Genomic DNA, 24,843 nt, shown 5'->3' on the forward strand with positions numbered 1-24,843 from the left:
GCCCTTCTCTTTGCGGAGCTTGTGCGGCAGTCCGAAGACATGAGCTCCAGGCCGATGGCCTCACGCTGCGGCGGCGCTGGCGTGCCATGCCCCCAAAACGCGTTGTAGGCTGAAGCCAATCTGCCAACGACGATCCATCGCTCACTGCGCGACGATCTGAAGATTGGCGTTGCCGTAGAATGTGTAGGCGAGATAGGTCGGATCGCCGGTCTGGTAGAATTCTCTGCGGACATCCTGCAGGATCTCGGCCAGGTAGACCGGCCCGTCCTTGATCCGCGTGCTGATGCCGCCATAGAAATCGGTCGAGAAGGCCGCTGCCGCGCGGTCGGTCAGTGGCCACATGCCGCCGATGAAGCCGGAAGCGCCGCCCGCCAACACCGCCGGACCCCAGCCCTGCACGAAGCCGCCGAGCATCTGGGAACGGCCTGTGTCGCAGGCGTTGAAGAAGTAGAACGGATTGCCCTTGCCATGCGCGGTCGCGACCAACGCAGCCCATGTATCCGGTCGAGCGACTGATCGACGAGATCGATGGCAAAGACCGGCCGGCCGCTGCTCGGCTTGTTGACCTCGCCATGGCCGGAGAAATGAATGAAACCGGTCGAGACTTCGCCGACCAGTTTCTCGAAAGAGATGAAATCGCCATCGAAGCGGCGGTAGCCGGCAAGCTTGCTCAGTGCCGCGATCTCGTCCTGCTGAAAGCGCAGCGACTGCTTGTCGACATAGGAGGGCGCGACGGCCGCGACGCCGGTGAAGGTCATGCGGTCGAGCGGGTTGTCGACCTGTGAGGCACTGCTGCGCGGAGCCCAGCGGGCCAGCCGGTAGCCCATGCCGAGAAAACCGTCGGCGGTTGCGCCGTCGGCGCTGCGCGGGCGGATCAATTCCCAGGGCAGCGTCGGGCTGTTCGAGGTGATCTGGATCGAATGCAGTTCGCCTTTGCCGCGCAGCGACCAGAACACGTCCTTGAACGCTTTCGGCACATAGTCGCGGTAGAGCGCATCGCCAAAACCTTCGGCGGCGAGCGTGACAAAGCGCTTTTGCGTCCCCGGATCGCTGCTTGCGGCAGGCTGCTGCAGCGAAACGGCCCCGCGCAAGCTCAGGCCGAGCTGCAGCAGGCGGCGGTATTCGGAGTCCAGCCACGCCGCCATCTCAGGTGGCGTCGAGAACGTATCGGTCACCGGACCGGCCAGATGCGGCGAATGGATGATGATCTGCCCCGAACCCAGCCCGCTCGGATCGTCATAGAGGATGGTCACGTCGAGATCGGGAACGTCATCGCCGCCCGCGCCGCCAAGCGTGACATCGCCTGTCACCGCCGGTTGCGGCGGTGTAGCGGCCAGCATCAGCATGGCAGGTGCTGCGGAGCGTTCGGCTGTGGCGCTCGGAGCGGCTGCCTCGACAGGCGCTGTGCGACGGATGACAACGGACCGCGACGCCGATCCGAGGAACCTCCCGGCGCTGTAGATGCGTGCGATGAACTGGGACGGCTTGCTGTTCTTGGCGATCGGCCGCGCCTTGACGTCGAAGCGGACGAAGTCGCTGTCGCCCTGGCGGTAGAGCGTCGTCCGTCGGCTCCATTTGCCGCCGTCGGTGAGATCGAAGCCGGAGGCGAACAGATCGATGTCGATCGGCCATTGCTCGGCTCCTGCCGGCATCGCCATGGCCAGGGCGCCATCTTCCGTCACCGACGAGTCCGGCGCTGCCTTCACCTTCACTTCGGGCGTGAATTGCTCTTCGGTAAGGGCGATCGAAACGGTCACCGTCTCGCCGGCGACAATCTCATCCGGCGCATCGATGGTTGGATGGCGCACCACCTCGACAGCGCCCGTCTCGGGGTGTGGAAGGGCGCCGCCGGAAGGAGGGCTTTGCGCCTGGTCGATGGGCGGCGGCGCTGGTTTCGGTGGCGCCTGCGCCTCCGGCGGACTTTCGGCGCCGGTCGCGGGTGGCGGGGCCGATGTCATGCCATCCTCAGGGGGGATCCTTGCCTTATCGGGGGGCGGTTCGGCGCCGGTGGCTTCGCCATCCTGCGGATAGGTCCCGCCGAGATTGTTCTGGGCAGCGGCCGCAGCCGCGTCTTCAAGACGTTGCTTTTCCTCTTCGTATCGTTGCCGAGCCTGCTCTTCCTGCAATTGGCGCTGCTGTTCCTGGCGTTTGTATTCCTCGTAGAGCGCCGCCTCCTTGGCGCTGTCGCCCATCGCGGCATCGGGACTGCCGGAGCCCGGTGCAACGTCCATGGGGTAGGGCTCCTGACCGCTGTCATCGGCGTAGTCGCTGCCGTCAGGCTGCCAACCCCCACTCCGGGAGATGTAGCCGCCGCTCGCCATCGCCGGCGGTGCCGGTTCCGGCACAAGCGGCAGCGCCGGTGCCGCGCCGGCCACTTGGTCCGGCGTCAGCACAAAGGCAGCGTCTGCCGAGCGGCCATATGACATCCATGGCCACTGGGCGCCTGACGTTTTGTCGATAGTGGTTTGCCTGACCGAGGCGAGGATGATGGCTATGTCCGCGCCGCGCTTGACCAGCGCAGCGGTGAGCGCATCGGCAAATACGGTGACGGGGCGGGCTTCGTCCAGTGCAACGGTTCCGGGTTTGGCCGACAGAGCGACGATGGCGTGGGTGAGGGGATCGACCGCAGCCAGACCCTGCATCACGCCGGAAGTAGGGTTGTGGCCATCGCCGGGATTGTCGAGCAGAACCACCTTCAATGTCGGGGTTGCCTCGAGCGCCTGCATGAACAGATCGAGGGGCAATGCCGTCTGGTCGACCGTTTCCTTTGAATCGATCCGGGTGCCGCGCGTCAGTAAATAGTTCCTGCCGTTGGCCTGCGCGGTGTGGCCGACATAGTAGAAGATGCCGACGGAGTCCGGATTGGCCAGGGATTGGGCGAAATCATGCATGGCGCGCGCGACATCGGCGCGGTCGCCATCCGACACCTGCCGGACGGTGAAGCTAAGCGATCGTAGTGTCGCTGCAACGAGTTCGGCACTGAGGTCGGCGTTGGCGATTGCCGGTGAGCCCTCAGAGGCCGGATTGGCGACAACCAGCGCTATCCGCGCTTCGCCGCGCGCAGCGGAGAAGAGCGCCATGGTCATCAGCAGCACGACCGCCAGAAAAAGGCGCATGACCGTGATCCAAGCCCTGCAGGCTGCGGCGCTCACGCCACGGCTTGCCCCAATTCATCAATGGCCCAACCTTGACCATATCATGTCGGCTTCGCCGGCGCACTGCCGGTGCCGATCATGCAGTTGTGTCGCAAAAGATATTGACTGTATGTTTAGTAATTAATACCGTTGCCGAGATACCGAGTTGGTCAGCCGGCATTCGCCGGTGAATGATCACCAGGACGAAGGGAACTTAGGGACTCGAGGCGCAATCCCGCCGGTCCCAACAATGGGAGACACAAGCATGCAGTTGAAATCGACCGCCACGGCGCTCGGCCTGTCGCTGCTGGCGATGACCGGCATTGCCCGCGCCGAGGGCGAACTCCAAATCTACAATTGGGGCAACTACACCAGCCCGGACCTGATCAAGAAGTTCGAGGAAACCTACAAGGTCAAGGTTACCGTCACCGACTACGACTCCAACGATACGGCTCTGGCCAAGGTCCGCCAGGGCGCTTCCGGCTATGACATCGTCGTTCCATCGGCCAGCGTGATGCCGATCTGGATCAGCGAAGGCCTGCTCTTGGAAACCGATCCCAACACGATGGAGAACTTTAGAAACGTCGATCCGAGATGGGTCGACGTGCCGTTCGACCCCGGCCGCAAATATTCGGTGCCGTGGCAATGGGGCACGACCGGCATCTCGGTCAACAAATCGGTCTATGCGGGCGATCCGAACACCTCGGCGATTTTCCTCGATCCGCCGCCGGAACTCGTGGGCAAGATCAATGTCGTGCCCGAAATGGGAGACATCATGTTCCTCGCCATTGCCTATGAGGGCGGTAAGTACTGCACCGACGACAAGGTGCTTTTGAAAAAGGTGCATGACAAGCTCATCGAGGCGAAAGCGAAATGGCTGTCGCTCGACTATGCGGCCGTCGACGGTCTCGGCAGGGGTGACATTGCCGCCGGCGTCAACTGGAACGGCATATCGCTGCGCGAGCGGCTGGAGAACGACAAGATCGTCTACGGCTATCCCAAGGAGGGCTTTCCAATCTGGATGGACAGTGTCGCGGTGCTCAAGGATGCCAAGAACGTCGAGAACGCCAAGCTCTTCCAGAATTTCATCATGGACCCCAGGAATGCAGCGATGATCTCGGCCTTCGCGCACTACGCCAATGGCATCAAGGGCTCCGAGCCCTTCCTGCCGGCCGATATGAAGGGCGCGCCCGAAGTGGATGTTCCGGCCGAATTTGCCGACAAGGGCCAATTCATGTCGGCCTGTCCCGCCGACGTCCAGGCGCTCTACACCAGGATCTGGACCGATCTGCAGAAATAGCAGCGCCGCCGGCCGAAGCTGACCAACATCGGGCCGCGCATCGCGGCTCGGCCATCCCCAATGCCAGATGCCGTAAAGCAGCCGCGGGAGATTTTCGATGTCCGATCTCGACCTTTGCTACATGCCGGCCAGCGAGGCGTTGCGGCTGTTCAAGGCGAAGAAACTGTCGCCTGTGGAACTGATGCAGGCCACCATCCGCCGCGCCGAGGCGACCAAGGCGACGATCAATTGCCTTACCTTCACGCATTTCGACGAGGCGATGGCTCTCGCCGGAAAAGCCGAGGCGAAATACACCAAGGGCGCCAGAACCGGCGCGCTCGAGGGCCTGCCGATCGGCATCAAGGATGAGAGTTACATCAAGGGCAAGCCGACATCGCATGGCTCGCTGCTGTCGAAGGACGCCATTGGCGGCCATACCTCGACCATGAACGAGCGTGTCATGAAGGCCGGCGGCATCGTCCACGCCCGCACCGCGACGCCCGAATTCAGCTGCGCCGGTTATACCTGGTCGAAGCGCTGGGGCGTCACGCGCAACCCCTGGAACCCGGATTTCACGCCGGGCGGTTCGTCGGGCGGTTCGGCGGCAACGCTGGCCTCCGGCACGTCGTCGATCGCAACCGGCTCGGACATAGCGGGCTCAATCCGCATCCCTGCCTCGGCCTGCGGCCTGGTCGGCTTCAAGCCGCCTTACGGCCGCAATCCCGATGAGCCGCCGTTCAATCTCGATTTTTACTGCCACACCGGGCCCTTGGCCCGAAACGTCGGGGATGCGATCCTGCTGCAGAACGTCATGGCCGGGCCGAGCCCGCTCGACATCGCCACGCTGCGCCCGAAACTGCGCCTGCCGCTCGACTACAAGCCGATCAAGGGTTGGAAGATCGCATTCTCCATGGATCTCGGGTCCTTCGAGGTGGATGCGGACGTGCGCAAGAACACGCTCGCTGCCTGCGATGTGTTCCGCTCGCTCGGCGCCACCGTCGAGGAGGTGGACCTCGGCTGGGGCGACGAGGTGCTCAAGGCCGGCATGGCCTATCTCGAACATCTCTTCGGCGCCTCGCTGTCGCCGCTGCTCGCCAAGAACGGCAAGGACATGACCAGCTATGCCAGGCAGTTCGCGCAGGACGGGCAGAAGTCGAAGGCGACGGATTTTGTCGCGACGCTCGATGTGGCGGCCAGGATGTACCTGACGCTGGGGCCTTTGCTGGAAAAATACGACGTGCTGATCTGCCCGACCAATGCGCTTCCCGCAGTGCCGGCGGAATTCGATCAGACCAAAGGCAAGGTCGAGATCAATGGACGAGAGGTGAACCCGTCGCTGGGCTGGGTGATGACGACGCCGTTCAACATGCTGAGCCGCTGCCCGGTTCTGTCGATCCCGTCGGGCCGCGCCGCCAACGGCGTGCCGACAGGCATCCAGATTGTCGGCCGCACCTATAGCGACGCCGACGTGTTCCGGGCGGGTATGGCCTATGAGACGGCTCGTGGTCAGTGGTACACGAATGCCGGGACACGCCCGGCGCTGTGAGTCCGCAGGGCGCCGGCATGCCAAGGCAGCGGCGGGATGTTTCGGCCGCCGGGGAAAGGCCTGACGACAATGGCGCAACGCATAGCCACTCCGGATGCGGGAAAAAGCAAGGCGGCCAAGGGTGCGGCGAACGACGCCGCGCCCAAGGACCGCCGGCGCGAGCGCGGCGAAGCGAGCGTCCAGCGCATCATCGACGCCACCATCGAGCTCATCGCGGAGGAGGGGCTGGCCAGCGTCACCATGCAGCGCATTGCCGAGCATGTCGGCTCGTCCAACGCACTGGTGGTCTTTCATTTTCGCAGCAAGGAGAACCTGTTCCGGGCCGTCCTGCAATATCTCAGCGACCAATATGACGCGCTGTGGCTGACGCTGGTGCGGGCGCCCGGCCTGTCGCCGGTCGAGCGGGTGTTGGGCGCGGTCGATTGCGCGCAGCGCTTTGCCCGGCAGCATCCGAAATGGGTCTCGGTCTTCGTCGTGTTTTCCAGCGACCGCAAGAGCATGCAGATCTACAATGAAATCGGCCTGCCGAGCGATCTCGCCTACACGGCCGAAGCGCGCGAGCTGCTGATCGAGATTTCACGCAGCGGCGGTTACACCGGCGTCGACATAGACACGCTGTCGGAGAGCCTGAACTATCTGGTGCATGGCGCCTGGTATTGGGACCATCTCAACCCGTCCAGCCGCGACACCGACGTGCTGCGCAAGACCATGCTGCTCCTGCTGCACCAGGCCTTTCCGCGGCATTTTGACTTGGGGTGAGATGCGGCCATTGCGAGCGACGAAAGCGTCCTCTGCAAACCTAAACCCGAAAATCTCTACGATGCCTTGATCTCTGTAAAAACGCTTGCACAATCCAGAGGTGCGAGCTAAACAACCCAGGGATGTATTCGAGGGTGGGTAAATGTGGCATTGGGCGATACTTCTGTTGCTGATTGGCGTGCCGGTTTTCTTCGCCGTCCGGTCGTCGCGCAAATCCTCACAGAGCCCAGATGACCTCGTGGGGTTCGGCGGCTGGCTGATCCTGCTGGCGATCAGCCTGTCCCTTTCGCCGTTGCGCACACTTGTCGATATGGCCAGTCTGGTCAAAACCTACCAACAGCTTGTTACAGTGCCCAACGGGGCCTTGGCCATCTATGGCGAGGCAGCCCTCAATCTGGCATTTCTGGTGCTTCAGCTGGTCGTGCTTGTTTCGATGCTGCGGCGAAGCCACCGCTTTCCGCAGCTGTTCATATGTCTGTGGTTCGCGATCCCTCTCTTATTCGTACTGGACACAGTTTGGATATCGACTGTTCTTGGTGTCCCGGTAAACCGTTTGCTTGCCGGAGGAGCTCTGGTTACACCTTTGGCATCCTTCATAGTCACAGGGATCTGGGCCGCCTACGTCTACAGGTCGGTTAGGGTGAGGAACACGTTCGGCGATACGGCAGCCATACAGGCTGCCACATTTTCCTAGAAGGTCCGACGGCTGCGAGTTGGCCTGATGTCGTGCTGCCAGCTCCGCCGAATAGAACTGTCGGCAGTCCTCCTTCGTCTAACGAGCTTTGGGTGGCCTGCCACCCGAAGCTCGAAGAGCGAAGGGGTGGTGCCCCCGGACGGAATCGAACCGCCGACCTTCGGTTTACAAAACCGCTGCTCTACCAGCTGAGCTACAAGGGCACGGCGCTCCGGTTAGCATATTTCCTGCGCCAGTAAAGACAAAACTCCGTTTTCGATCGCTGATGGACCCCGCCGAGGTGGGCGGGCCGCCATGCTGAAAACCGCCAATGCGATTCCTACATATCTCTCAGGTGCAAACGCATCGAACGGGGTGTCGCATGATCAGACTTGTCATCATCCTGCCGCTTGTCGTCATTGCCTGGCTGCTTGCGGTAAAGCTCATCAGGGACGTGAAGAGCGCCAATGTCGACTGGACCGGCATCGCCGCCATCGTCGGTTTTATCGCGATGGCGTTTTGGCTGCGGCATGTGACTGGGATGGGGATGAATGGTGAATGGTGAATGGGCGAACGCCTTTCGGACCATTGACTACTCACTACTCGCTCAAAACCTCGAACATTTCACCACGTCACCGCGACTGATCTCCAGAGGCGAATGGTCGCCTCGATCAAGGAGATCATCATGTTGAAGCGCAGTCTTACTTCGGGCCTGGTCGCCATCTTCGTCGCCACCGGCGCGCTCGCCGGTACCCAGTCGTCCTCCGCTCACAGCCATCATCACCACCATCATCACAAGCACCACGACAAGCCCTGGTGGTGGTGGAACCATCAACACAAGCACCATCACCACAAGCATCATCATCACCACGGCAAGGTGATCATCTTCCTTTGAGCGAGACGACCTGCCTCGCGGAAGGGCGGCTTCGGCCGCCCTTTTTTGCGTTGAGCGCTCGATCGATCAGATCTTGGTTTCCATCGGCTGATTTGCGGCCTTCAAGAAAATCCCAAATTCTTTCGAACCTTTTTCCGCGCCGAAACGACCCATCATCAAGAGGCGGATGGATCGCCTCTCGCAACGAAACAAGGAGATCGTCATGTTCACGCGCAAAATCGCTTCCGCTCTTATCGCCAGCACTGTCGCCGCCACCTCGCTGGTCGGCACCGTCCAGCCGTCGGCCGCCCACAGCCATCACCACAACCGCGAAATCGGCATCGGCATCGCCGCCGGCGTCGGCGGGTTCGTGCTCGGCAGCCTGCTCAACCAGCAGCCCCGCACCGTCTATGTCGACGACGAGGGTGGCTCCTGGCACGTCCGCCGCTGCGCCAACCGCTACGCCAGTTACGATCCGTACTCCGACACCTATGTCGGCTATGACGGCTACCGCCACTATTGCCGCCTTTAGGAGGAGGCACCCCCACACGGAAAGGAGGGGCTGTACGCAGCCCCTCCTTCCTGATTTGAGCGCGCCGCGGTGCGGGCTACGGTTCGGAGATCGGCAATCCCGCTGCACGGCAGATGCGGGCAACACTCGCATTCTGCGATTGATCGCCCATGGCGATGAGTTCGAAGCTGCTTCCTTCATCCGGATAGATCTTGGCGGCGAACGGTTGGTCTGTTGTATGACCACCGGACGACGTCTTTGCAGCGACATGGCCGCAGACCAGGATTTCGCGGCGGCCGTCGAGCGTTCGCTCGCCGGCACGCATCTGCCCGAATCTGGCGGATACAGGATCCTGCAAATGCTGGCGAATGCCGATCGTGATTGTCTCCTCCAAAGCGAGCGAGATCGGAATCTCGCTGACTTGCTGGGAGACAGGGGCGGGTTCGGGCGCCGTCGCCACGCATCCGCACAGTGAAGCGGCGAGCAAAAGCTGAAGCGTTCTCCGCATTATAATCGGAACCCGCCGATCATCCTCGTCACCTCAGCGGCGGCGTCGCGCACCAGCGGCCCGATCTCGTCCAGCCGCTCCATCGTCACCCGCACCGTCGGTCCGGAGACCGAGACACCGCCGATCGGCTCGCCGAACTCGTTGAAAATGGCGGCGGCTACGCAGCGCATGCCGGGATGCCGCTCCTCGTCGTCGACCGACCAGCCGCGGTGCTTGATGACAGCCAGGTCATGGGCCAGCGCCGAAATGTCGGACAGCGTCTTGTCGGTGAAGCGCTGCAGGCCCGACTTGCGCAGGATGGCGGCGACGCGTTCCGGCTCGAGCTGCGCCAGCACCGCCTTGCCGATGCCCGAGGCATGGAAGGAGCTGCGCGTGCCCGGGCGGAAGAAGGCGCGGATCGCCTGATGGGTCTCGACCTGGCTGACGAAAACGACGCAATCGTCCTCGGCGACGCCGAGATTGGCGGTTTCACCGGTCTTCTCCATCAATTCCTGCATGACCACGCGGGCCCTGTCGACAAGCTTGCGGCGGCGCAGGAAGGCGGCACCCATGCGGTAGGTCTCGACGCCGATCGACCACAGCTGGTCCGATGTATCGAACTCGACCATGCCGTGGTTCTGCAGCGTCGTCAGCATGCGGTAGGCGGTGGACGCCGCGAGCTCGCTACGCGCCGAAATCTCGCTCAGCGACAGGCCACTGCCTTCAGCGACGATGGCCAGGATGCGCAAGGCCCGGTCCAGCGACTGTACAGAACCGGCCTCGGACGGACCGTTGAAAGCGCGCGGCCGGCCGCGCTGGCGTTTTTCGCTGGTTTCCATGGCGGCATTGTCGCCGGTTTCGCCGAAATCGCAATGAAAAACTTTTTCATCGATTTTGATGGCCGGATTCACGGAAAACGAAAAAGCCAGTGGAATCAGTGTATAGAAGGGGTTTTCTCGAAATGAAAAATTATTCTGAAAAAATTGAAAAATGAAAACGACACTGGCATTGTCAACCAACCAACAATCTTGAGGAGGCTGGACATGGCCAGGATGCGCGCTGTCGATGCAGCGGTTCTCGTTCTCGAAAAGGAAGGCATTTCCTGCGGCTTCGGCGTGCCGGGCGCGGCGATCAATCCGTTCTATTCGGCGCTGAAGGCGAGGGGCTCGATCCGCCACATCCTGGCGCGGCATGTCGAGGCGGCCTCGCACATGGCCGAAGGTTATACGAGGGCCAAGGCGGGCAATATCGGGCTTTGCATCGGCACATCCGGCCCCGCCGGTACCGACATGATCACCGGGCTTTATTCGGCGGCGGCGGACTCCATCCCGATCCTGTGCATCACCGGTCAGGCGCCGCGGGCACGGCTCAACAAGGAGGATTTCCAGGCGGTCGATATCGCCGCCATAGCCGTACCCGTCGCCAAATGGGCGGTCACGGTCATGGAGCCCTATCTCGTGCCGATGGCGCTGCAGAAGGCGTTTCACCTGATGCGCTCGTCGCGGCCTGGTCCGGTGCTGATCGACCTGCCGGTCGATGTGCAATTGGCCGAGATCGAATTCGATATCGATGCCTACGAGCCGCTTGTCCCGTTCAAGCCGGCAATGTCGCGCGCCCAGGCCGAAAAGGCCTTGGCGATGCTCAACGCCGCGGAAAAGCCGCTGATCGTCGCCGGCGGCGGCATCATCAACGCCGATGCGTCGGATCTGTTGATCGAATTCGCCGAGATAACGGGCGTGCCGGTCATACCGACATTGATGGGCTGGGGCACGATCCCCGACGATCACCGGCTGATGGCCGGCATGTGCGGGCTGCAGACCTCGCACCGCTACGGCAATGCGACGATGTTGGAAGCCGATTTCGTCTTTGGCATCGGCAATCGCTGGGCCAACCGCCACACCGGTTCGGTCGATGTCTACACCAAGGGCAAGAAATTCATCCATGTCGACATCGAACCGACCCAGATCGGCCGGGTGTTCGCGCCGGATCTCGGCGTCGTCTCGGACGCCGGTGCGGCACTAAAGATGCTGCTCGACGTCGCCACCGAATGGAAGACGGCAGGAAAGCTGCGCGACTGGTCGGGCTGGGCGAAGGAATGCCAGACCCNCGTTCGGCCGTGACACCACCTACGTCACCACGATCGGCCTCTCGCAGATCGCCGGGGCGCAGTTCCTGCATGTCTACAAGCCGCGCAACTGGATCAATTGCGGCCAGGCCGGCCCGCTCGGCTGGACGCTGCCGGCAGCGCTTGGCGTGCGCGCCGCCGATCCGGATCGCACCATCGTGGCGCTGTCGGGCGACTACGACTTCCAGTTCATGATCGAGGAACTGGCGGCCGGCGCACAGCACAAACTGCCGTATATCCATGTCGTCGTGAACAATGCCTATCTCGGCCTGATCCGCCAGGCGCAGCGCGGTTTTGCGATGGATTTCGAGGTGAGCCTGGCCTTCGAGAACGTCAACCGCGCCAACGATCCGGAGGCCGGCTACGGCGTCGATCATGTCGCGGTCGCAGAAGCGATGGGCTGCAAGGCGGTCCGGGTGCGCAAACCGGAAGAGTTCGCCGGCGCGTTCAAGGAAGCGCAGCGGCTGATGAAGGAATACCAGGTGCCGGTGGTGCTCGAATTCATCCTCGAGCGCGTCACCAACATTTCCATGGGCACGGAAATCGACAAGATCACCGAATTCGAGGACCTTGCCGAAAGCCATGAGGATGCGCCAACGGCGATTGTGTTGCTCGATTAGGCGCGCCGATATTCAGGTGAGACAGGCCTGCAAACGGCGCCTTCCTGCGCTTCCGGTGCTCACGTACAGAAAGTACGTTCCGCTCCGGTTTTCGAAAGTCACCGTTTTCGACTCTGCCCGACCTGAATCTCAACACGCCTAGGGCCAAGCAGAAGAAGGAGAAAAAGAATGCCGCGTTTTTCAGCCAATCTGTCGATGCTCTTTGGCGAGCATGAGTTCCTCGATCGCTTCGATGCCGCAGCCCGCGCCGGCTTCAAGGGCGTCGAATATATCGGCCCCTATGATCATACGCCTGACGTGGTCGCGGCCCGGCTGAAGAAGAACGGCCTGACACAGGTGCTGTTCAACCTCCCGGCCGGCGACTGGGGCAACGGCGAGCGCGGCATCGCGGTTTTGCCCGACCGCGCGCCGGAATTCCGGCAAGGCATCGCCAAGGCGATCAGCTATGCCCATGCGCTCGGCTGCGAGCAGGTCAATTGCCTCGCCGGCATCGCGCCGCAGGGCGTGGATCGTTCGGTGCTGGAAAATACTTTAGCCGAGAACCTCGCGTTTGCAGCCGAGAAACTGGAGCAGGCCGGCATCCGGCTTTTGATCGAGCCGATCAACACGCGCGACATACCGGGTTTTTTCCTGAACTATTCGGAGCAGGCGCTGGCGCTGATCGAGCGCGTCGGTTCGAAGAACCTGTTCCTGCAATACGACATCTATCACATGCAGATCATGGAGGGGGATCTCGCCCGTACCATCGAGGCCAACCTCGGCCGCATCGCGCATATCCAGCTTGCGGACAATCCCGGCCGTCACGAGCCGGGGACGGGCGAGATCAATTATCCCTTCCTCTACGAGCATATCGACAGGATCGGCTATTCCGGCTGGGTCGGAGCGGAATACAAACCGAAGGCGGGGACGGAGGCTGGGCTGGGGTGGTTTCGGGAGCTTAACGGGCAGGGGAGTGCCGCGGCTTAGCTGTTACGATTGAAGTCGCGTTCCTTCGCGCCCCCTCTGGCCTGCCGGCCATCTCCCCCACAGGTGGGGAGATCGGACGTCATCCCGGCTTTTCGCCAATCCCCAACATTGCAGGGTGAGCGAGGCGCCGAAACTGCCAATCTCCCCACAAGTGGGGGAGATGGCCGGCAGGCCAGAGGGGGGCGCGAAGGAACTCAGCCTCAACAAAGGAGAAAACAATGGAAACCATCGGCTTCATCGGCCTTGGCATTATGGGCGCGCCGATGGCCGGGCATCTCCTGGATGCCGGCTACACCGTCATTGCCAGCGACCACCGCTCGAAGCCGCCGGCCGACCTCGTCGCCAAGGGCTTGAGAAGCATCACCGGCCACGCGGCAGTGGCGAAAGCCGCCGATATCGTCATCACCATGGTTCCTGACACCCCGCAGGTTGCCGAGGTGCTGTTCGGCGACAATGGTGTTGCATCCGGCCTGAGCAAGGGCAAGCTCGTCATCGACATGAGCTCGATCTCGCCGATCGAGACCAAGACCTTTGCCAAAAAGATCAACGATCTCGGCTGCGACTATCTTGACGCGCCGGTGTCGGGCGGCGAGGTCGGCGCAAAGGCGGCGTCCCTGACCATCATGGTCGGCGGCGAGGACAAGGCGTTCGAGCGCGCCAAGCCCGTGTTCGAAAAGATGGGCAAGAACGTCACGCTTGTCGGCCCGAACGGCGTCGGCCAGACCACCAAGGTTGCCAACCAGATCGTCGTAGCCCTGACCATCGAGGCGGTCGCCGAGGCGCTGGTCTTTGCCGCAAAAGCCGGCGCCGACCCCGCCAAGGTCCGGCAGGCGCTGATGGGCGGGCTGGCGGCATCGCGCATCCTCGAGGTGCATGGCGAGCGCATGATAAAGCGCACCTTCGCGCCGGGCTTCCGCATCGAACTGCACCAGAAGGATCTCAGCCTGGCGCTGGAAGGCGCCAAGGCGCTCGGCGTCTCATTGCCCAACACCTCGACGACGCAGCAGCTGTTCAACTCGTGCGCGGCGAATGGCGGGGCGAAAGAGGATCATTCGGCGCTGGTGCGGGCGCTGGAGCGGATGGCGGGGCATGAAGTGGGTGAATAGTGAACGGTGACGGTAAGAACGCTTTCCATTCAGCATTCACTATTCACTTTCCAAGGAACTTCCGTGCCGCATAAAGGCTCACCGCCGCGGCGTTCGACACGTTGAGCGAGCGGATGGCGCCGGGCATGTCGAGGCGGGCGAGTGTCGTCACCGTCTCGCGCGTCTTCTGGCGCAGGCCTTTGCCTTCGGCGCCGAGCACCAGGGCTATCTTTTCGCCTGAAAAACTCGTTTCGAGTTCGGCCGGCCCGTCCGAATCGAGGCCGATGGTCTGGAAGCCGGCTTCGTGCAGCTGTTCCAGCGCGTCGGCGAGGTTCTTCACCTCGACCTGGTCGATATGTTCCAGCGCGCCGGAGGCGGATTTGGCCAGCACGCCGGATTCCTGCGGGCTGTGGCGGGCCGTGGTGATCAGCGCACCGGCGCCGAAGGCGACCGCCGAGCGCAGGATGGCGCCGACATTGTGCGGGTCGGTGACCTGGTCGAGCACCAGCACCAGTTTGGTATCGCCGAGCGCGTCAAGGCGCTTGGGCTTCAGCGGCTCGGCCTCGATCAGCACGCCCTGGTGGACGGCGTCCGAACCGGTGATCTTGTCGATGTCCTTCGGCTCGACCAGTTCGGCCTTGAACGGCAAAGCGGCGAGGTCGGCGATCGCCAGCCGCTCGGCGGCATTGCGCGTCACCAACATCTTTCTGATCCGCCGGCGCGGATTGTCGAGCGCGGCGCGCACCGTGTGCAGGCCATAAAGCCGCACCAGCCCGTCGGCGGCGTTCTCGCCCGGCGGCACCGGCTGGCGCGGCCGGAAGGCGGGCGCGCCGCCGGCCTTCTCGTCGCGATGGGCGCGGCGCAGCTTGGCGTAATGGGTGTCTTTGGCGGTCTTGGGCGTGTTGTCATTGCTCATGGCCGGCTTCTATAGCCGCGTCGCCGGGCTGTGGATACAGGCAGAAACCCGGCTTGCCGGGCAGGCTGTCAAATTCAGCGCATTTTGCCTTGGGGTGCGGTTGACACCCACTGGCCTTGCCGCCATAAGGCGCTTCGCTGATTTCGGACAAAACCCTGGTTTCGACCTGATCGGCGAGAATGCCTCGTTGCAAGGCTTCGACGGCAGGCTGGAGAGGTGCCCGAGTGGTTAAAGGGGACGGACTGTAAATCCGTTAGCTTAGCTTACGTTGGTTCGAATCCAACCCTCTCCACCACTGCCAGCCCGCGAACCTTGAGGACGATGCGGGTATAGCTCAGTGGTAGAGCAGCAGCCTTCCAAGCTGAATATGCGGGTTCGATTCCCGCTACCCGCTCCAAACTCCCCACTCCGCATCAGATCTCAGCGAATATCTCGACAACGTTGCCGTCCGGATCGCGGAAGAACACTGTTCTGTGGCCCCATTCCTGGTCGGTGAGCGGCAGGACCGGCTGCACGCCCTTGGCCTGAAGCGCCTCGGCGCAGGCAGCGACCATCTCCGGCGCCACCCGGAATGCCAGCTGCAGCGACAGCGCATCCCGCTGCTGCGGCGTGTCGTTGAACATCATGCCGAGGCTGGTCAAGGCCAGCGTGTTCGGGCCGACCCGATATTCGATCCACCTGTCGCCGAGTTCGCGCTGCAGATCAAATTCCATCACATCCCCGTAGAAGTGCCGCATGGCGGCCATGTCGCGGGCGAAGATGACGGTGTAGTCGATCTGACGGATTTCATTGAGCGCGTTCATTGTCGAAGTCCCGTGGGCTGATGTTCGGTCGCCCGCAACCTAGCTTTCCTTTAAAGTAGTACAAGACTATAGCTTATACTGGTATCGGAGGTGACTGCATGCCATACGACGGCCCACGGCGCGATGAGCTTGCCCGCTTCCTGCGCGAGCGGCGGGACCGCTTGCCGCGGATCGATGGCGCCAATGGCCGCCGCCGGGCGCCGGGCCTCAGGCGCGAAGAGGTCGCCGCCGAGGCGGGGATCAGCACCACCTGGTACACCTGGCTCGAGCAGGGACGGGAGGTGAACGCGTCGCCGCAGGTGCTTCGCTCGCTGGCGCGGGTGCTGAGACTGAGCCGGTCGGAGCAGGCCTATCTCTTCCAATTGGCGCGGCCCGATCTCGATTGGCGAAACCGGCTCGGCGCGCAAGGCCTGCCCAGCGCGCCGTTGCTCAGCCTGCTCGACGGGCTGGCGCCGCACCCGGCATATGTCGTCAATCGCTACTGGCAGGTCGTCGCCTGTAACCATCCGGCGGCGGTGCTGCTTGGGGATTTCGAGACGGATGATGAGTGGTCCGGCAGCCTGCTCGCCCGGCTGTTTCTCGACCTGGAATGGCGGCAGCGCTTTGTCGACTGGCCGGAGGTTTCGCGCTCGGCGGCGGCGCAGTTCCGGCTTGCCACTGTCGCCATGACTCGCGATCCGGTGCTGGCTGCGCTGGTTTCGTCACTGGAAGCGGCAAGCGAAGCGTTCGCCACGTGCTGGAACAGCCGCGACATCGCCGAGCCACCGATCTGGCGGAAATCCATCCGGCACCCTGTCGCCGGCGCGATGTCGTTCGATTTCGCCACGCTGCAGCCGGGCGGCCGCGACAGTGATTTCTCGGTTTCCGTCTACACGCCGGTCGATGCGTCGACTGCCAGGCGGTTCGCGGCGCTGGTCGCAGCAACGCCCGACAGCCGCAAGGCGGTGCCGGGCGTGTTTGCGCGTGATGCAGGCGCAGAAGTCTAGCTGTTGAAGGCGGACGCGACCTGGTGTTGCTGCGGCACCTGTCCGTTCGGCGTCAGTCTGTCGACAATGCCGGGCAGGGCTGTGGACAATTGCTTGAGCAACTCCTGCTCGTCCAGTCCTGTCCTTTGCGCGATCTCTCGAATGACCTGCGGGCCGATCGCCTTGCCGAGATCATTGGCGTTGATCGGCTGGTTCTGTCCGGTGCCGACCCAGGAGTCAGCGACATTGCCTTGGCCGGCATTCTTGAGCTTGTCGAGCAGTCCGCCCAGTCCGCCGAGCAGGCCGCCGTCGCTGGAGGCCGTGGTTCCGGTGGGGGCTGGCGTTTGAGGCTGAGCGGGTTCGCCCGTCTCTCCGGCACTCGTCTGTTCGGCGCTTCTGCCGCTCAGCATCTTTCCCACCAGAAGCGCGCCGAGCGCGATCATCAGCGGTTTGGTGATGTTGCCGCCGGGTACGGCGTTGTCAAAGAGTCCCATAGGTCAATCCTCCATAACGACCAAGCCCGTCCCGCCGGCTACAATGGACCATGCGGGCGGAATTTCAAGTTGGCTTGAGCTTTTGACAATCATGTGACCATGATCGGCGGGCGGGGAATGGAGAGGAAAAATGGGCATTATCAGCTGGATCATCCTCGGCGTCATCGCCGGCTTTATCGGCAGCAAGATCGTCAACAAGACCGGCCAGGGCCTGATCATGGATATCGTGCTCGGCATTGTCGGCGCCATCGTCGGAGGGCTGATCTTCAGCGCCTTTGGCGCCACGGGCGTGACCGGCCTCAACATCTGGAGCCTGATCGTCGCCATCATCGGCGCGGTGGTCGTGCTGTGGGCCTATCACCAGTTCTCCGGCAAGCGAACGCTTTAGGCACTAGTCTGCCGACTGGCTGACCGCAGGACGGCCAAACCTGCTTCGACGCGTTGACTTGAAGGTCAGGCGACGACGGTCAGCCTGCGCTTGCGTTCATCAAGCGAGACGATGGTCAGCCCGCTCGCAACCACCAGCAGGATGCCGCAGACCGCCAGGGCATTCGGGAACTGGCCGAACACCAGAACGCCTGAGATGACCGCCCAGACGGTGAAGCAGTAGTAGAACGGCGCCACGACGCCGGTGGGACCGACGCGATAGGCCATGAAGATGAAGAAATGGCCGAAGATCAGGAAAAATCCGGCGCCGGCCATGAGCAGCAGGTGCCGGGCTTCCGGCATCACCCAGCGCTCGGAAACGAGATGCGCGGCGCCCGCGCCGATCAGCACCACCACGACGGCGGAAATGGCGACGATCATGCCCGGCACCTCGGCCGCGACCCGCCTGCCGGCAAGATCGCGCGCCGCCGCCAATGCCGCGTTGCCGAGCGCCAGCAACGCATAGACCGAGATGCCCTGCATGGTCGGCTGGGCCACCATGAGCGCACCGATGAAGCCAAGCCCGATCAGCGCCATGCGCACGCCGCCGATCCGTTCGCCGAACAGGATGGAGGAGCCGACCAGCATCAAAAGCGGGGTGATCTGCCCGAGCGCGGTCGAATCGGCGATCTGCATGTTGGCCAGCGCCACGACGTAGCAAAGGATGGCCGCCAGCTCGAGCAGGTTGCGGCGCAGCACGCGTTTGTCGAAGATCAATGGAATCTGCCTGCCATAGCCCAGCAGGAACAGCAGCGGCATGCCCCATAGCGTGGCCGCGACCCCGCGCAGGAACAGCACTTCATAGGACGGCAAGCCCGCGGTCGCGAGTTTCATCATCGTGTCGTTGACGAGGTACGACCCCGTCGAAACGATCATGAACAGCGGGCCGCGTATGGAGGTCGGTATGAATTGCATGGGGCAACCAAATCAGACCGCCGCCGTAGCGGCAATGGGCCAGGCGCTGGCTGCACATCCGGCAGGCAAAGGCCAGGACATGGGCGGGACAGGACATGGGCGGGAATAGCAAACAGGTGCTGGAGCCCGCAGCCCCCATTTCATTTCCGCTCGCGCGTTCCTATATCAGCGCCACATCCCGCAATCGGATCATCGGTTCGCACCGAGTGGACAGCGCACCCGGCCACAAGGCACTTGTGTTTTTCGGCCGTAGTCGCTAATCGCCCCGCATTCGACTGAACTGAAGGTCAAGGCCGTCCAAGGAAAGAGACTATGGCAAAAGGTAAATTCGAGCGTAACAAGCCTCATGTGAACATTGGCACGATTGGCCACGTCGATCATGGCAAGACGTCGCTGACGGCAGCGATCACGAAGTATTTTGGCGAGTACAAGCGCTACGACCAGATCGATGCGGCGCCCGAAGAGAAGGCCCGCGGCATCACGATTTCGACGGCGCACGTCGAATACGAGACGGCAGCGCGCCACTACGCCCATGTCGACTGCCCCGGCCACGCCGACTATGTGAAGAACATGATCACCGGCGCCGCGCAGATGGACGGCGCGATCCTGGTGGTGTCGGCCGCCGACGGCCCGATGCCGCAGACCCGCGAGCACATCCTGCTTGCCCGTCAGGTCGGCGTGCCGTCGATCGTGGTGTTCCTGAACAAGGTCGACCAGGTCGACGANGCCGAGCTGCTCGAACTGGTCGAGCTCGAGGTTCGCGAGCTTCTGTCGAAGAACGAGTTCCCCGGCGACGACATTCCGATCGTCAAGGGTTCGGCGCTGGCTGCTCTGGAAGATTCCAACAAGACCATCGGCGAAGATGCGATCCGCGAGCTGATGGCTGCGGTCGATGCCTACATCCCGACCCCGGTTCGTCCGCTGGACAAGCCGTTCCTGATGCCGATCGAAGACGTGTTCTCGATCTCGGGCCGTGGCACGGTCGTGACCGGCCGCGTCGAGCGCGGCATCGTCAAGGTCGGCGAGGAACTGGAAATCATCGGCATCCGTCCGACGACCAAGACGACCTGCACGGGCGTCGAGATGTTCCGCAAGCTGCTCGATCAGGGCCAGGCCGGCGACAANCACCAACTACCGTCCGCAGTTCTACTTCCGCACGACCGACGTGACCGGCATCGTGTCGCTGCCGGAAGGCACGGAGATGGTTATGCCCGGCGACAACATCACCGTCGATGTCGAGCTGATCGTGCCGATCGCCATGGAAGAGAAGCTGCGCTTCGCCATCCGTGAAGGCGGCCGCACCGTCGGTGCCGGCATCGTCGTCACCATCAAAGAGTAATCGAGCCCGGCATCGCCGGATCGAAACGGATAGGGGCGGCCCTCGGGCCGCCCTTTTTCGTTGGCCAGATGTGCCTGTTTTGGGGTCCCAATCTCTGTTGCAAGTCTGTGAGCCTCTACAGTATAGATTGCATTGAGGGCTTGGTCGGATGGTTCCACAGCACCGTTTGCATAGTCGGTCATGGTGGGCACTGGGGCTGATCTGCCTGGTGTCGATGTTTGCCATGGGCACTGCCGCCTTGGCGGCCGAGACAAAAAATTCAGAGCCGGATCCGGATCCGCCGATGCGGTTCGTCGTCGTGCGCAGCGACGCGGCGGGCTGTGAGCCGAGCTGTCCGGAATGGATATCGGCCGAGGGTGCGATATCGGCCAAGTCGCCGGCGCTGCTCAAGGCTGCCCTGAAAACGCTCGGCGGCCGCAAATTGCCGATCGTCATCAACTCTCCCGGCGGCGATGTCGATGCAGCCATCGCCATGGGCCGGATGATGCGCAAGAACAAGCTCGACATCGCGGTCGGCAGGACCTGGTTCGTCGGCTGCGAGCCAGGGGTGAAAAACTGCAAGGAGAACGACGCCAGAGGCGCGCACTATATCGGCAGCCCCTATGTGCTCGGCAGCTATTGCGCATCCGCTTGTCCAATGATGCTGGCCGGCGGCACCAGGCGCCTGGTCGGGCCGCTGGCCTATCTCGGCGTCCACCAGATCACCACCACGATCGTGCAGATGAACGTGCAATATCAGGTCCGCTACCGGATCGTGAAAGGCAAGAAGCGGGTCATCAGCAAGAAGGTCGTCAGCCGCAAGAACACCGGCAGCTACAAGACCTACGAGATGAGCAAGGGGGTGGAGCGCAAGCTGTCCGCCTATTTCAAGGAGATGGGTGTCGACCTCAGCATCATCGAGACGATGAAGAGCACGCCGGCCAGCGACATCCAGCAGATCGACCTCAGCGACATGCTGACAATGAAGCTGGTCACCAGCGAAGACGCTGCAGATCTGCTGACCAGCGCAAGCCTGTGCAGGCTGGACCTTCCGGCTCCGAATTGCCGGGAAATACCGGCGAACAAGCCAGCCGGCGGCCTGCCGGATGTGGCAAAGGCTGCGCCGCTGCCGGTGAAGCCGGAGAGCGCGCCGCACGATGACGGCATGCGCTTTGTCGTGGTTCGCGGCAGCAACCCGCTCTGCAATCCCGACTGCCCGGAATGGATTGCAGCGCAAGGCGCGATTACGCCCCAGACGCCGCAGAAACTCAGCCAATTGCTCGCCACGCTTGGCAACCGGCGGCTGCCGGTGGTGATCAGCTCGCGAGGCGGCGACCTCTCCGGCGCCCTGGCGGCGGGCCGGATCATCCATGAAAAGAAGCTCGACGTTGCCGTTGCCCGCACCGATTTCGTCGGCTGCGACCCGGCAGAGTGGAATTGCCTGGCCAGGGAAGGCGCCTATGCCGGGCTGAGCGTCGATGGCGACGGCGACTGCGATTCGGCTTGCGCGCTCATGCTGGCCGGTGGCGCCAGGCGGCTTGTCGGTACCCAGGTGCGGCTCAGCCTCTATCTGATGGGGCAGAAGCAGGCGGTCAAGTCCTACCTCGACGAGATGGCGATCAGCCCCGCTTTGTTCAGGGCGCTCCAGGGCAGTTCGGTCGAGCGCCAGCTCGAACCCGACATGATGCTGAAGGTCGGCCTGACAACCGAGCGCCAGTCGGTGGATGCGCTGACGGGGTCCAGCATCTGCAAATCGGCGCCGAAACCTGAGAATTGCCGCGTGGTGCCGTCGTCCAATGGCTGATCGTGCCTATCCTCATGGAAGCGAAAGGGGTCGGATGGGCGTGCTGGAGCCGAGGAAGGCGACGCCGGCAAGCGACATCACGCCGAATCGCCCCGCCAAATTGTAGGGCGGCGGGTTCACACTCGCCGTCGAGGCAGGTTGAGCAGGGTGCGATTTCCGCTATCTTCGTGCCGGCGCCGGGCTGGCGGAGGATCGACAATGAGCCAGGACATCCCGACACTCTACGAATGGGCCGGCGGCATCGAAGCCCTCAACCGGCTGACGGAAACCTTTTACGACAAGGTGTCGCGCGACCCGGTGGTCGGCCCGGTGTTCAAACACATGTCGCCGGATCATCCCGCGCATGTCGCGGCCTTCATCGGCGAAGTTTTTGGCGGACCCAAGACCTACAGCGAACAGCATGGCGGCCATCGCGAGATGGTCATGCATCACTTGGGCAAGCATCTGACGGAGGAACAGCGCCGCCGCTGGATCAGCCTGCTTGCCGATGCCGCCGATGCGGTCGGGTTGCCGGACGATCCCGAATTCCGTTCCGCCTTCATGGGCTATGTCGAATGGGGCTCACGGCTTGCCAGGATGAATTCCACCCTCGGCGAGACCTGCGACCCGCAGACCGAACCGATGCCGGCCTGGGGCTGGGGCGTGCCGGGCGGGCCGTACAAGCCGCCGGCCGGGGGCTGAGCGCCGGCATGCGGCTTCAGGCAGGCGAAAAATCGACATAGGCAGGGACGGGCTGGTCATCACCTATCCGGATTTCCGGCAAAGGATCTGAAAGCGCGTCAGACAACTCTTTACAGCGCGCCCGGAAGCTTTTAGGAAGCGCCTGCGCTGAAACGCGCGTACGGGCATAGCTCAGTTGGTAGAGCGGCGGTCTCCAAAACCGCAGGTCGTAGGTTCGAGCCCTGCTGCCCGTGCCATTTTCCTCGTTGGAATCCGGCATTTTAGAAACGCCTTGTTTTGGCTCCTCGTTTGGTTGGGCTGAAGCCGCGCACTCGACGAGCGACGTTCCGAAGGCATGCGCAGAGCGAGAGCGCTGATGCGCAATGCCGAAGTCGGCGTATTTCCACGAACCAATTTCCTTGATTCAACTGCCATTGGCGAGCCAATTGCCATTTGCGTTCACATTCAGAATAGGCCTATTTTGCTGCCGCCAGCTGCTTTTCAGCGGCTGCGAATTATTGGAAGCGGGATGCTGGCCTGGCTACTGGAATTTTTTTGAACAGGGCTCTTGAACCGGTTTTCAGCCCTTCCTAATTCGTTTCCCGCCGAGGCCGATTGGCTTGGCAAAAGGCGGCGCTGCTGGCGGCGCCCTTGTACCCATGTTGCTTCAAGGAGGATGTGGCTATGAGAACCTTTGACTCTCTCTATCGCAGCACCGTCGGTTTTGACCGTCTTTTCGACATGCCCGACAATGGTACGCGGCCCGACTGGCCACCCTATAACATCGAGAAGGTCGACGAGAACGATTACCGTATCTCGATGGCCATCGCGGGCTTCAGCCAGGATGAGGTTGAGCTGACCCAGCATGGACCCGAACTGGTCGTGGTAGGCCAGAANATCTCGATGGCCATCGCGGGCTTCAGCCAGGATGAGGTTGAGCTGACCCAGCATGGACCCGAACTGGTCGTGGCAGGCCAGAAGGCTGATGACCAGAGCGGACGCCAGCTGCTGCACCAGGGCATCGCCTACCGCAGTTTCAGGCAGACGTTCAAGCTTGCCGACCACATGAAGATCAAGGCAGCAAACCTTGAGAACGGTCTCCTGACCATCGACATCGTCCGTGAGATTCCCGAAGAGCTGAAGCCGCGCCGCATTAGCATCGGGGCCGGCGACGCCCAGGTGGGCAAGCAGATCGCCCAGGATACGGAACGCACCCGCAAAGCGGCCTGATCGTATCGATTCAGTTATCCCTGCGGTCCGCCTCCCGGCTTCGGCCGGGAGGCCCAGATTGCGGAGAATGGAGATGGACAACTTCTACGAGACACCGACACTTTCTGCGGCACGCTCGGGCAAAATTGAAACTTCTTTGTGCCTGCTCGACAATCCAGACAACGTCATCAACCATCCACGCCTCAGCAGTGGAGAAAAGCGGGCACTGCTTTCCTCGTGGGCGTCCGATGCCTGCGCGGTGGAAAACCAGCCTGCCTTGCGCCGCCTGGACAACGGCACGGTAATCCCTGTCGACCAGATTCTGAGTGCGTTGAAGGCTCTGGATGAGAAACCCACGCTGGGGAAAGAGACTTCAGGCCGGGTGCTGCCTTGGCGACCCTCCTCGCGCCGCAGCGTTCTCAAGGCTTGGCGGCGTCGGGGCCGTTCTTTCGGCCCCGACGATGACGACGACCCGCCCCCGTGCCCGGCAGTGATCGCGCCGCGCCCACGCCCGCCACGCGGAATCGGCGCAGTGGCCGGAGTCGAACTCGCCTGCGCCTGAGCTAACCCTGGGTAGATCCAGCTGCCTCGGCATGGGCAGCTGGATTCCAATCTTGCGTGCGCTTCATTTGGTTTCCAAAACAGCAGGTCGCAGGTTCGTCCCCAACGCCATTTCCTGGAACTTGTAATCACGTGCCTGATCTTCCGGATGCACCCTCCGGAATTAGGGTCTGGCATTGAAAAACGGCAGGCGGCTTGCCATATTGGGTGAACTGAGGCATAAGGTCCCGATAGCCGGGACGGGACGACTGGATGGTTCCGAGGCGGCGTTTGGTCATAAAGCGGACACTTGCCACTTGCGTGGATCAAGAATCGGTTTTATGTAGACAGAACAGACACGCGACGCGTGGAGCTGGGAAGCCGGCTTTACGCGTCCGATTTGCATGGGCGAAATGGCGCTGATTCGGTGCCGACTTGAACCCAGGCGGCACGTCCCGGCCAGCGGGATCATCCAGGAGACCCGGCCAACGGGTCTTGAAGACAGAGCGGCATATGGCTTCGAAAACCACAAATCCTTTCGTCTTTCTCCAGCAGGTCCGCGCGGAGACCGCCAAGGTGACTTGGCCGTCGCGCCGGGAGACGATGATCTCGACGGTGATGGTGCTCGTATTCGCGGTCATCGCGATGATCTTTTTCTTCACCGCCGACGTGGCTATGGGCTACGCGATCGAGCGGTTACTGAGCCTCGGCCATTAAGTCCGGCGATTACGGAG

At 62.5% G+C, this 24,843-nt stretch carries 26 protein-coding genes, 4 tRNA genes and 2 pseudogenes; 23 read left to right on the top strand and 9 right to left on the bottom strand.

Annotation, left to right across the window (positions count from 1 at the left end):
* Positions 1-141: 141 nt before the first annotated feature.
* The gene (locus X733_RS157305) at positions 142-342 is read right to left on the bottom strand and encodes a hypothetical protein (RefSeq protein WP_348625856.1); all 201 of its coding nucleotides are present in this window, start codon (positions 340-342) and stop codon (positions 142-144) included.
* Positions 330-3,116, bottom strand: coding sequence for a caspase family protein (locus tag X733_RS157300; RefSeq protein WP_023818197.1), 2,787 nt, complete (start codon positions 3,114-3,116; stop codon positions 330-332). Before X733_RS157300 ends, X733_RS157305 begins: the two co-directional genes overlap by 13 nt.
* Positions 3,117-3,399: 283 nt before the next feature.
* On the opposite strand from X733_RS157300, the gene X733_RS157295 reads away from it, so the two are divergent.
* The 4 genes from X733_RS157295 (at position 3,400) to X733_RS157280 (ending at position 7,412) form a co-directional block, all read left to right on the top strand.
* A complete protein-coding gene (locus X733_RS157295; RefSeq protein ID WP_023715777.1) occupies positions 3,400-4,434 on the top strand; it encodes an extracellular solute-binding protein in 1,035 nt (344 codons plus the stop codon).
* Positions 4,435-4,531: 97 nt separating this feature from the next.
* Positions 4,532-5,959, top strand: coding sequence for an amidase (locus X733_RS157290; RefSeq protein WP_023695353.1), 1,428 nt, complete (start codon positions 4,532-4,534; stop codon positions 5,957-5,959).
* A gap of 69 nt (positions 5,960-6,028) precedes the next feature.
* Positions 6,029-6,718: a TetR/AcrR family transcriptional regulator gene (locus tag X733_RS157285; protein ID WP_023688400.1), complete on the top strand. Its 690-nt coding sequence runs from the start codon at positions 6,029-6,031 to the stop codon at positions 6,716-6,718.
* 166 nt (positions 6,719-6,884) lie between these two features.
* Positions 6,885-7,412, top strand: a complete 528-nt coding sequence (locus X733_RS157280; RefSeq protein WP_245260196.1) for a DUF2569 family protein — start codon at positions 6,885-6,887, stop codon at positions 7,410-7,412.
* Between the two features lie 127 nt (positions 7,413-7,539).
* Here the strand turns inward: X733_RS157280 and X733_RS157275 are convergent.
* Positions 7,540-7,615 (bottom strand) — tRNA-Thr (locus tag X733_RS157275).
* A gap of 158 nt (positions 7,616-7,773) precedes the next feature.
* Here X733_RS157275 and X733_RS157270 point away from each other — a divergent pair.
* From X733_RS157270 to X733_RS157260, 3 genes are all read left to right on the top strand, one after another.
* Positions 7,774-7,956 carry a hypothetical protein gene (locus tag X733_RS157270; RefSeq protein WP_023667458.1) on the top strand — a complete coding sequence of 61 codons (183 nt, stop codon included), beginning with the start codon at positions 7,774-7,776 and terminating at the stop codon, positions 7,954-7,956.
* Between the two features lie 120 nt (positions 7,957-8,076).
* Complete coding sequence (locus X733_RS157265; RefSeq protein ID WP_023818198.1) at positions 8,077-8,286, top strand: hypothetical protein; 210 nt, start codon at positions 8,077-8,079, stop codon at positions 8,284-8,286.
* Between the two features lie 202 nt (positions 8,287-8,488).
* Positions 8,489-8,797, top strand: a complete 309-nt coding sequence (locus X733_RS157260) for a BA14K family protein (RefSeq protein ID WP_023667455.1) — start codon at positions 8,489-8,491, stop codon at positions 8,795-8,797.
* Positions 8,798-8,873: 76 nt separating this feature from the next.
* Here X733_RS157260 and X733_RS157255 read toward each other — a convergent pair whose 3' ends face one another.
* Both X733_RS157255 and bhcR read right to left on the bottom strand, forming a co-directional pair.
* The gene (locus X733_RS157255) at positions 8,874-9,263 is read right to left on the bottom strand and encodes a hypothetical protein (protein WP_245271306.1); all 390 of its coding nucleotides are present in this window, start codon (positions 9,261-9,263) and stop codon (positions 8,874-8,876) included.
* Between the two features lie 20 nt (positions 9,264-9,283).
* Positions 9,284-10,102 (bottom strand): HTH-type transcriptional regulator BhcR, encoded by an 819-nt coding sequence (gene bhcR / locus X733_RS157250; protein ID WP_023681470.1) that lies wholly within the window; start codon positions 10,100-10,102, stop codon positions 9,284-9,286.
* A gap of 204 nt (positions 10,103-10,306) precedes the next feature.
* Between bhcR and gcl the strand changes: the two are divergent.
* The 3 genes and pseudogenes from gcl to X733_RS157240 all read left to right on the top strand — a co-directional run bounded on the left by gcl (position 10,307) and on the right by X733_RS157240 (position 14,080).
* A pseudogene (gene gcl / locus X733_RS01000000165985) lies at positions 10,307-12,008 on the top strand (glyoxylate carboligase).
* 168 nt (positions 12,009-12,176) lie between these two features.
* A complete protein-coding gene (hyi, locus tag X733_RS157245) occupies positions 12,177-12,974 on the top strand; it encodes a hydroxypyruvate isomerase (RefSeq protein WP_023715773.1) in 798 nt (265 codons plus the stop codon).
* A gap of 218 nt (positions 12,975-13,192) precedes the next feature.
* Positions 13,193-14,080 (top strand): 2-hydroxy-3-oxopropionate reductase, encoded by an 888-nt coding sequence (locus X733_RS157240; RefSeq protein ID WP_023818200.1) that lies wholly within the window; start codon positions 13,193-13,195, stop codon positions 14,078-14,080.
* A gap of 43 nt (positions 14,081-14,123) precedes the next feature.
* On the opposite strand, the gene rlmB is transcribed toward X733_RS157240, so the two are convergent.
* The gene (gene rlmB, locus X733_RS157235; RefSeq protein ID WP_023667451.1) at positions 14,124-14,975 is read right to left on the bottom strand and encodes a 23S rRNA (guanosine(2251)-2'-O)-methyltransferase RlmB; all 852 of its coding nucleotides are present in this window, start codon (positions 14,973-14,975) and stop codon (positions 14,124-14,126) included.
* Here rlmB and X733_RS1000000167770 point away from each other — a divergent pair.
* The 3 genes from X733_RS1000000167770 (at position 14,974) to X733_RS157225 (ending at position 15,372) form a co-directional block, all read left to right on the top strand.
* Entirely contained in the window at positions 14,974-15,207 is a 234-nt protein-coding gene (locus tag X733_RS1000000167770; RefSeq protein WP_023818201.1) for a hypothetical protein, read from the top strand. The genes rlmB and X733_RS1000000167770 overlap by 2 nt on opposite strands.
* Positions 15,186-15,270 (top strand) — tRNA-Tyr (locus X733_RS157230). The genes X733_RS1000000167770 and X733_RS157230 overlap by 22 nt, the downstream gene beginning before the upstream one ends.
* 28 nt (positions 15,271-15,298) lie before the next feature.
* Positions 15,299-15,372: transfer RNA gene (locus X733_RS157225), tRNA-Gly, on the top strand.
* A 16-nt stretch (positions 15,373-15,388) separates the two neighbouring features.
* Here the strand turns inward: X733_RS157225 and X733_RS157220 are convergent.
* Entirely contained in the window at positions 15,389-15,778 is a 390-nt protein-coding gene (locus X733_RS157220; protein WP_023688409.1) for a VOC family protein, read from the bottom strand.
* Positions 15,779-15,876: 98 nt separating this feature from the next.
* Here X733_RS157220 and X733_RS157215 point away from each other — a divergent pair, with 98 nt between their 5' ends.
* Positions 15,877-16,764 carry a helix-turn-helix transcriptional regulator gene (locus X733_RS157215; RefSeq protein WP_023741372.1) on the top strand — a complete coding sequence of 296 codons (888 nt, stop codon included), beginning with the start codon at positions 15,877-15,879 and terminating at the stop codon, positions 16,762-16,764.
* Here the strand turns inward: X733_RS157215 and X733_RS157210 are convergent.
* Positions 16,761-17,237, bottom strand: a complete 477-nt coding sequence (locus tag X733_RS157210; RefSeq protein WP_023741371.1) for a YidB family protein — start codon at positions 17,235-17,237, stop codon at positions 16,761-16,763. The genes X733_RS157215 and X733_RS157210 overlap by 4 nt on opposite strands.
* A 130-nt stretch (positions 17,238-17,367) precedes the next feature.
* Here X733_RS157210 and X733_RS157205 point away from each other — a divergent pair, with 130 nt between their 5' ends.
* Positions 17,368-17,625 (top strand): GlsB/YeaQ/YmgE family stress response membrane protein, encoded by a 258-nt coding sequence (locus tag X733_RS157205; RefSeq protein ID WP_023688411.1) that lies wholly within the window; start codon positions 17,368-17,370, stop codon positions 17,623-17,625.
* Positions 17,626-17,690: 65 nt separating this feature from the next.
* Here the strand turns inward: X733_RS157205 and X733_RS157200 are convergent, their stop codons facing one another.
* On the bottom strand, positions 17,691-18,578 hold the full coding sequence (locus X733_RS157200) for a DMT family transporter (protein ID WP_023681464.1): 888 nt from the start codon (positions 18,576-18,578) through the stop codon (positions 17,691-17,693).
* Between the two features lie 312 nt (positions 18,579-18,890).
* Between X733_RS157200 and X733_RS01000000165990 the strand changes: the two are divergent.
* From X733_RS01000000165990 to secE, 8 genes and pseudogenes are all read left to right on the top strand, one after another.
* Positions 18,891-19,917: pseudogene (locus X733_RS01000000165990) on the top strand (elongation factor Tu).
* A 148-nt stretch (positions 19,918-20,065) separates the two neighbouring features.
* On the top strand, positions 20,066-21,700 hold the full coding sequence (locus tag X733_RS157195) for a hypothetical protein (RefSeq protein WP_023743053.1): 1,635 nt from the start codon (positions 20,066-20,068) through the stop codon (positions 21,698-21,700).
* 198 nt (positions 21,701-21,898) lie between these two features.
* Complete coding sequence (locus X733_RS157190) at positions 21,899-22,381, top strand: group II truncated hemoglobin (protein ID WP_023743052.1); 483 nt, start codon at positions 21,899-21,901, stop codon at positions 22,379-22,381.
* A gap of 160 nt (positions 22,382-22,541) precedes the next feature.
* Positions 22,542-22,617 (top strand) — tRNA-Trp (locus X733_RS157185).
* Positions 22,618-22,736: 119 nt separating this feature from the next.
* Positions 22,737-22,919 carry a hypothetical protein gene (locus X733_RS1000000169450; RefSeq protein ID WP_155924168.1) on the top strand — a complete coding sequence of 61 codons (183 nt, stop codon included), beginning with the start codon at positions 22,737-22,739 and terminating at the stop codon, positions 22,917-22,919.
* A 125-nt stretch (positions 22,920-23,044) separates the two neighbouring features.
* Complete coding sequence (locus tag X733_RS157180) at positions 23,045-23,590, top strand: Hsp20 family protein (RefSeq protein WP_023818202.1); 546 nt, start codon at positions 23,045-23,047, stop codon at positions 23,588-23,590.
* Positions 23,591-23,663: 73 nt separating this feature from the next.
* The gene (locus X733_RS157175; RefSeq protein WP_050588468.1) at positions 23,664-24,131 is read left to right on the top strand and encodes a hypothetical protein; all 468 of its coding nucleotides are present in this window, start codon (positions 23,664-23,666) and stop codon (positions 24,129-24,131) included.
* 491 nt (positions 24,132-24,622) lie between these two features.
* Positions 24,623-24,826, top strand: a complete 204-nt coding sequence (gene secE, locus X733_RS157170; protein WP_023667439.1) for a preprotein translocase subunit SecE — start codon at positions 24,623-24,625, stop codon at positions 24,824-24,826.
* The last annotated feature ends 17 nt before the right edge of the window (positions 24,827-24,843 follow it).

Source organism: Mesorhizobium sp. L2C066B000, from assembly GCF_000502335.1.
Lineage (GTDB): Bacteria > Pseudomonadota > Alphaproteobacteria > Rhizobiales > Rhizobiaceae > Mesorhizobium.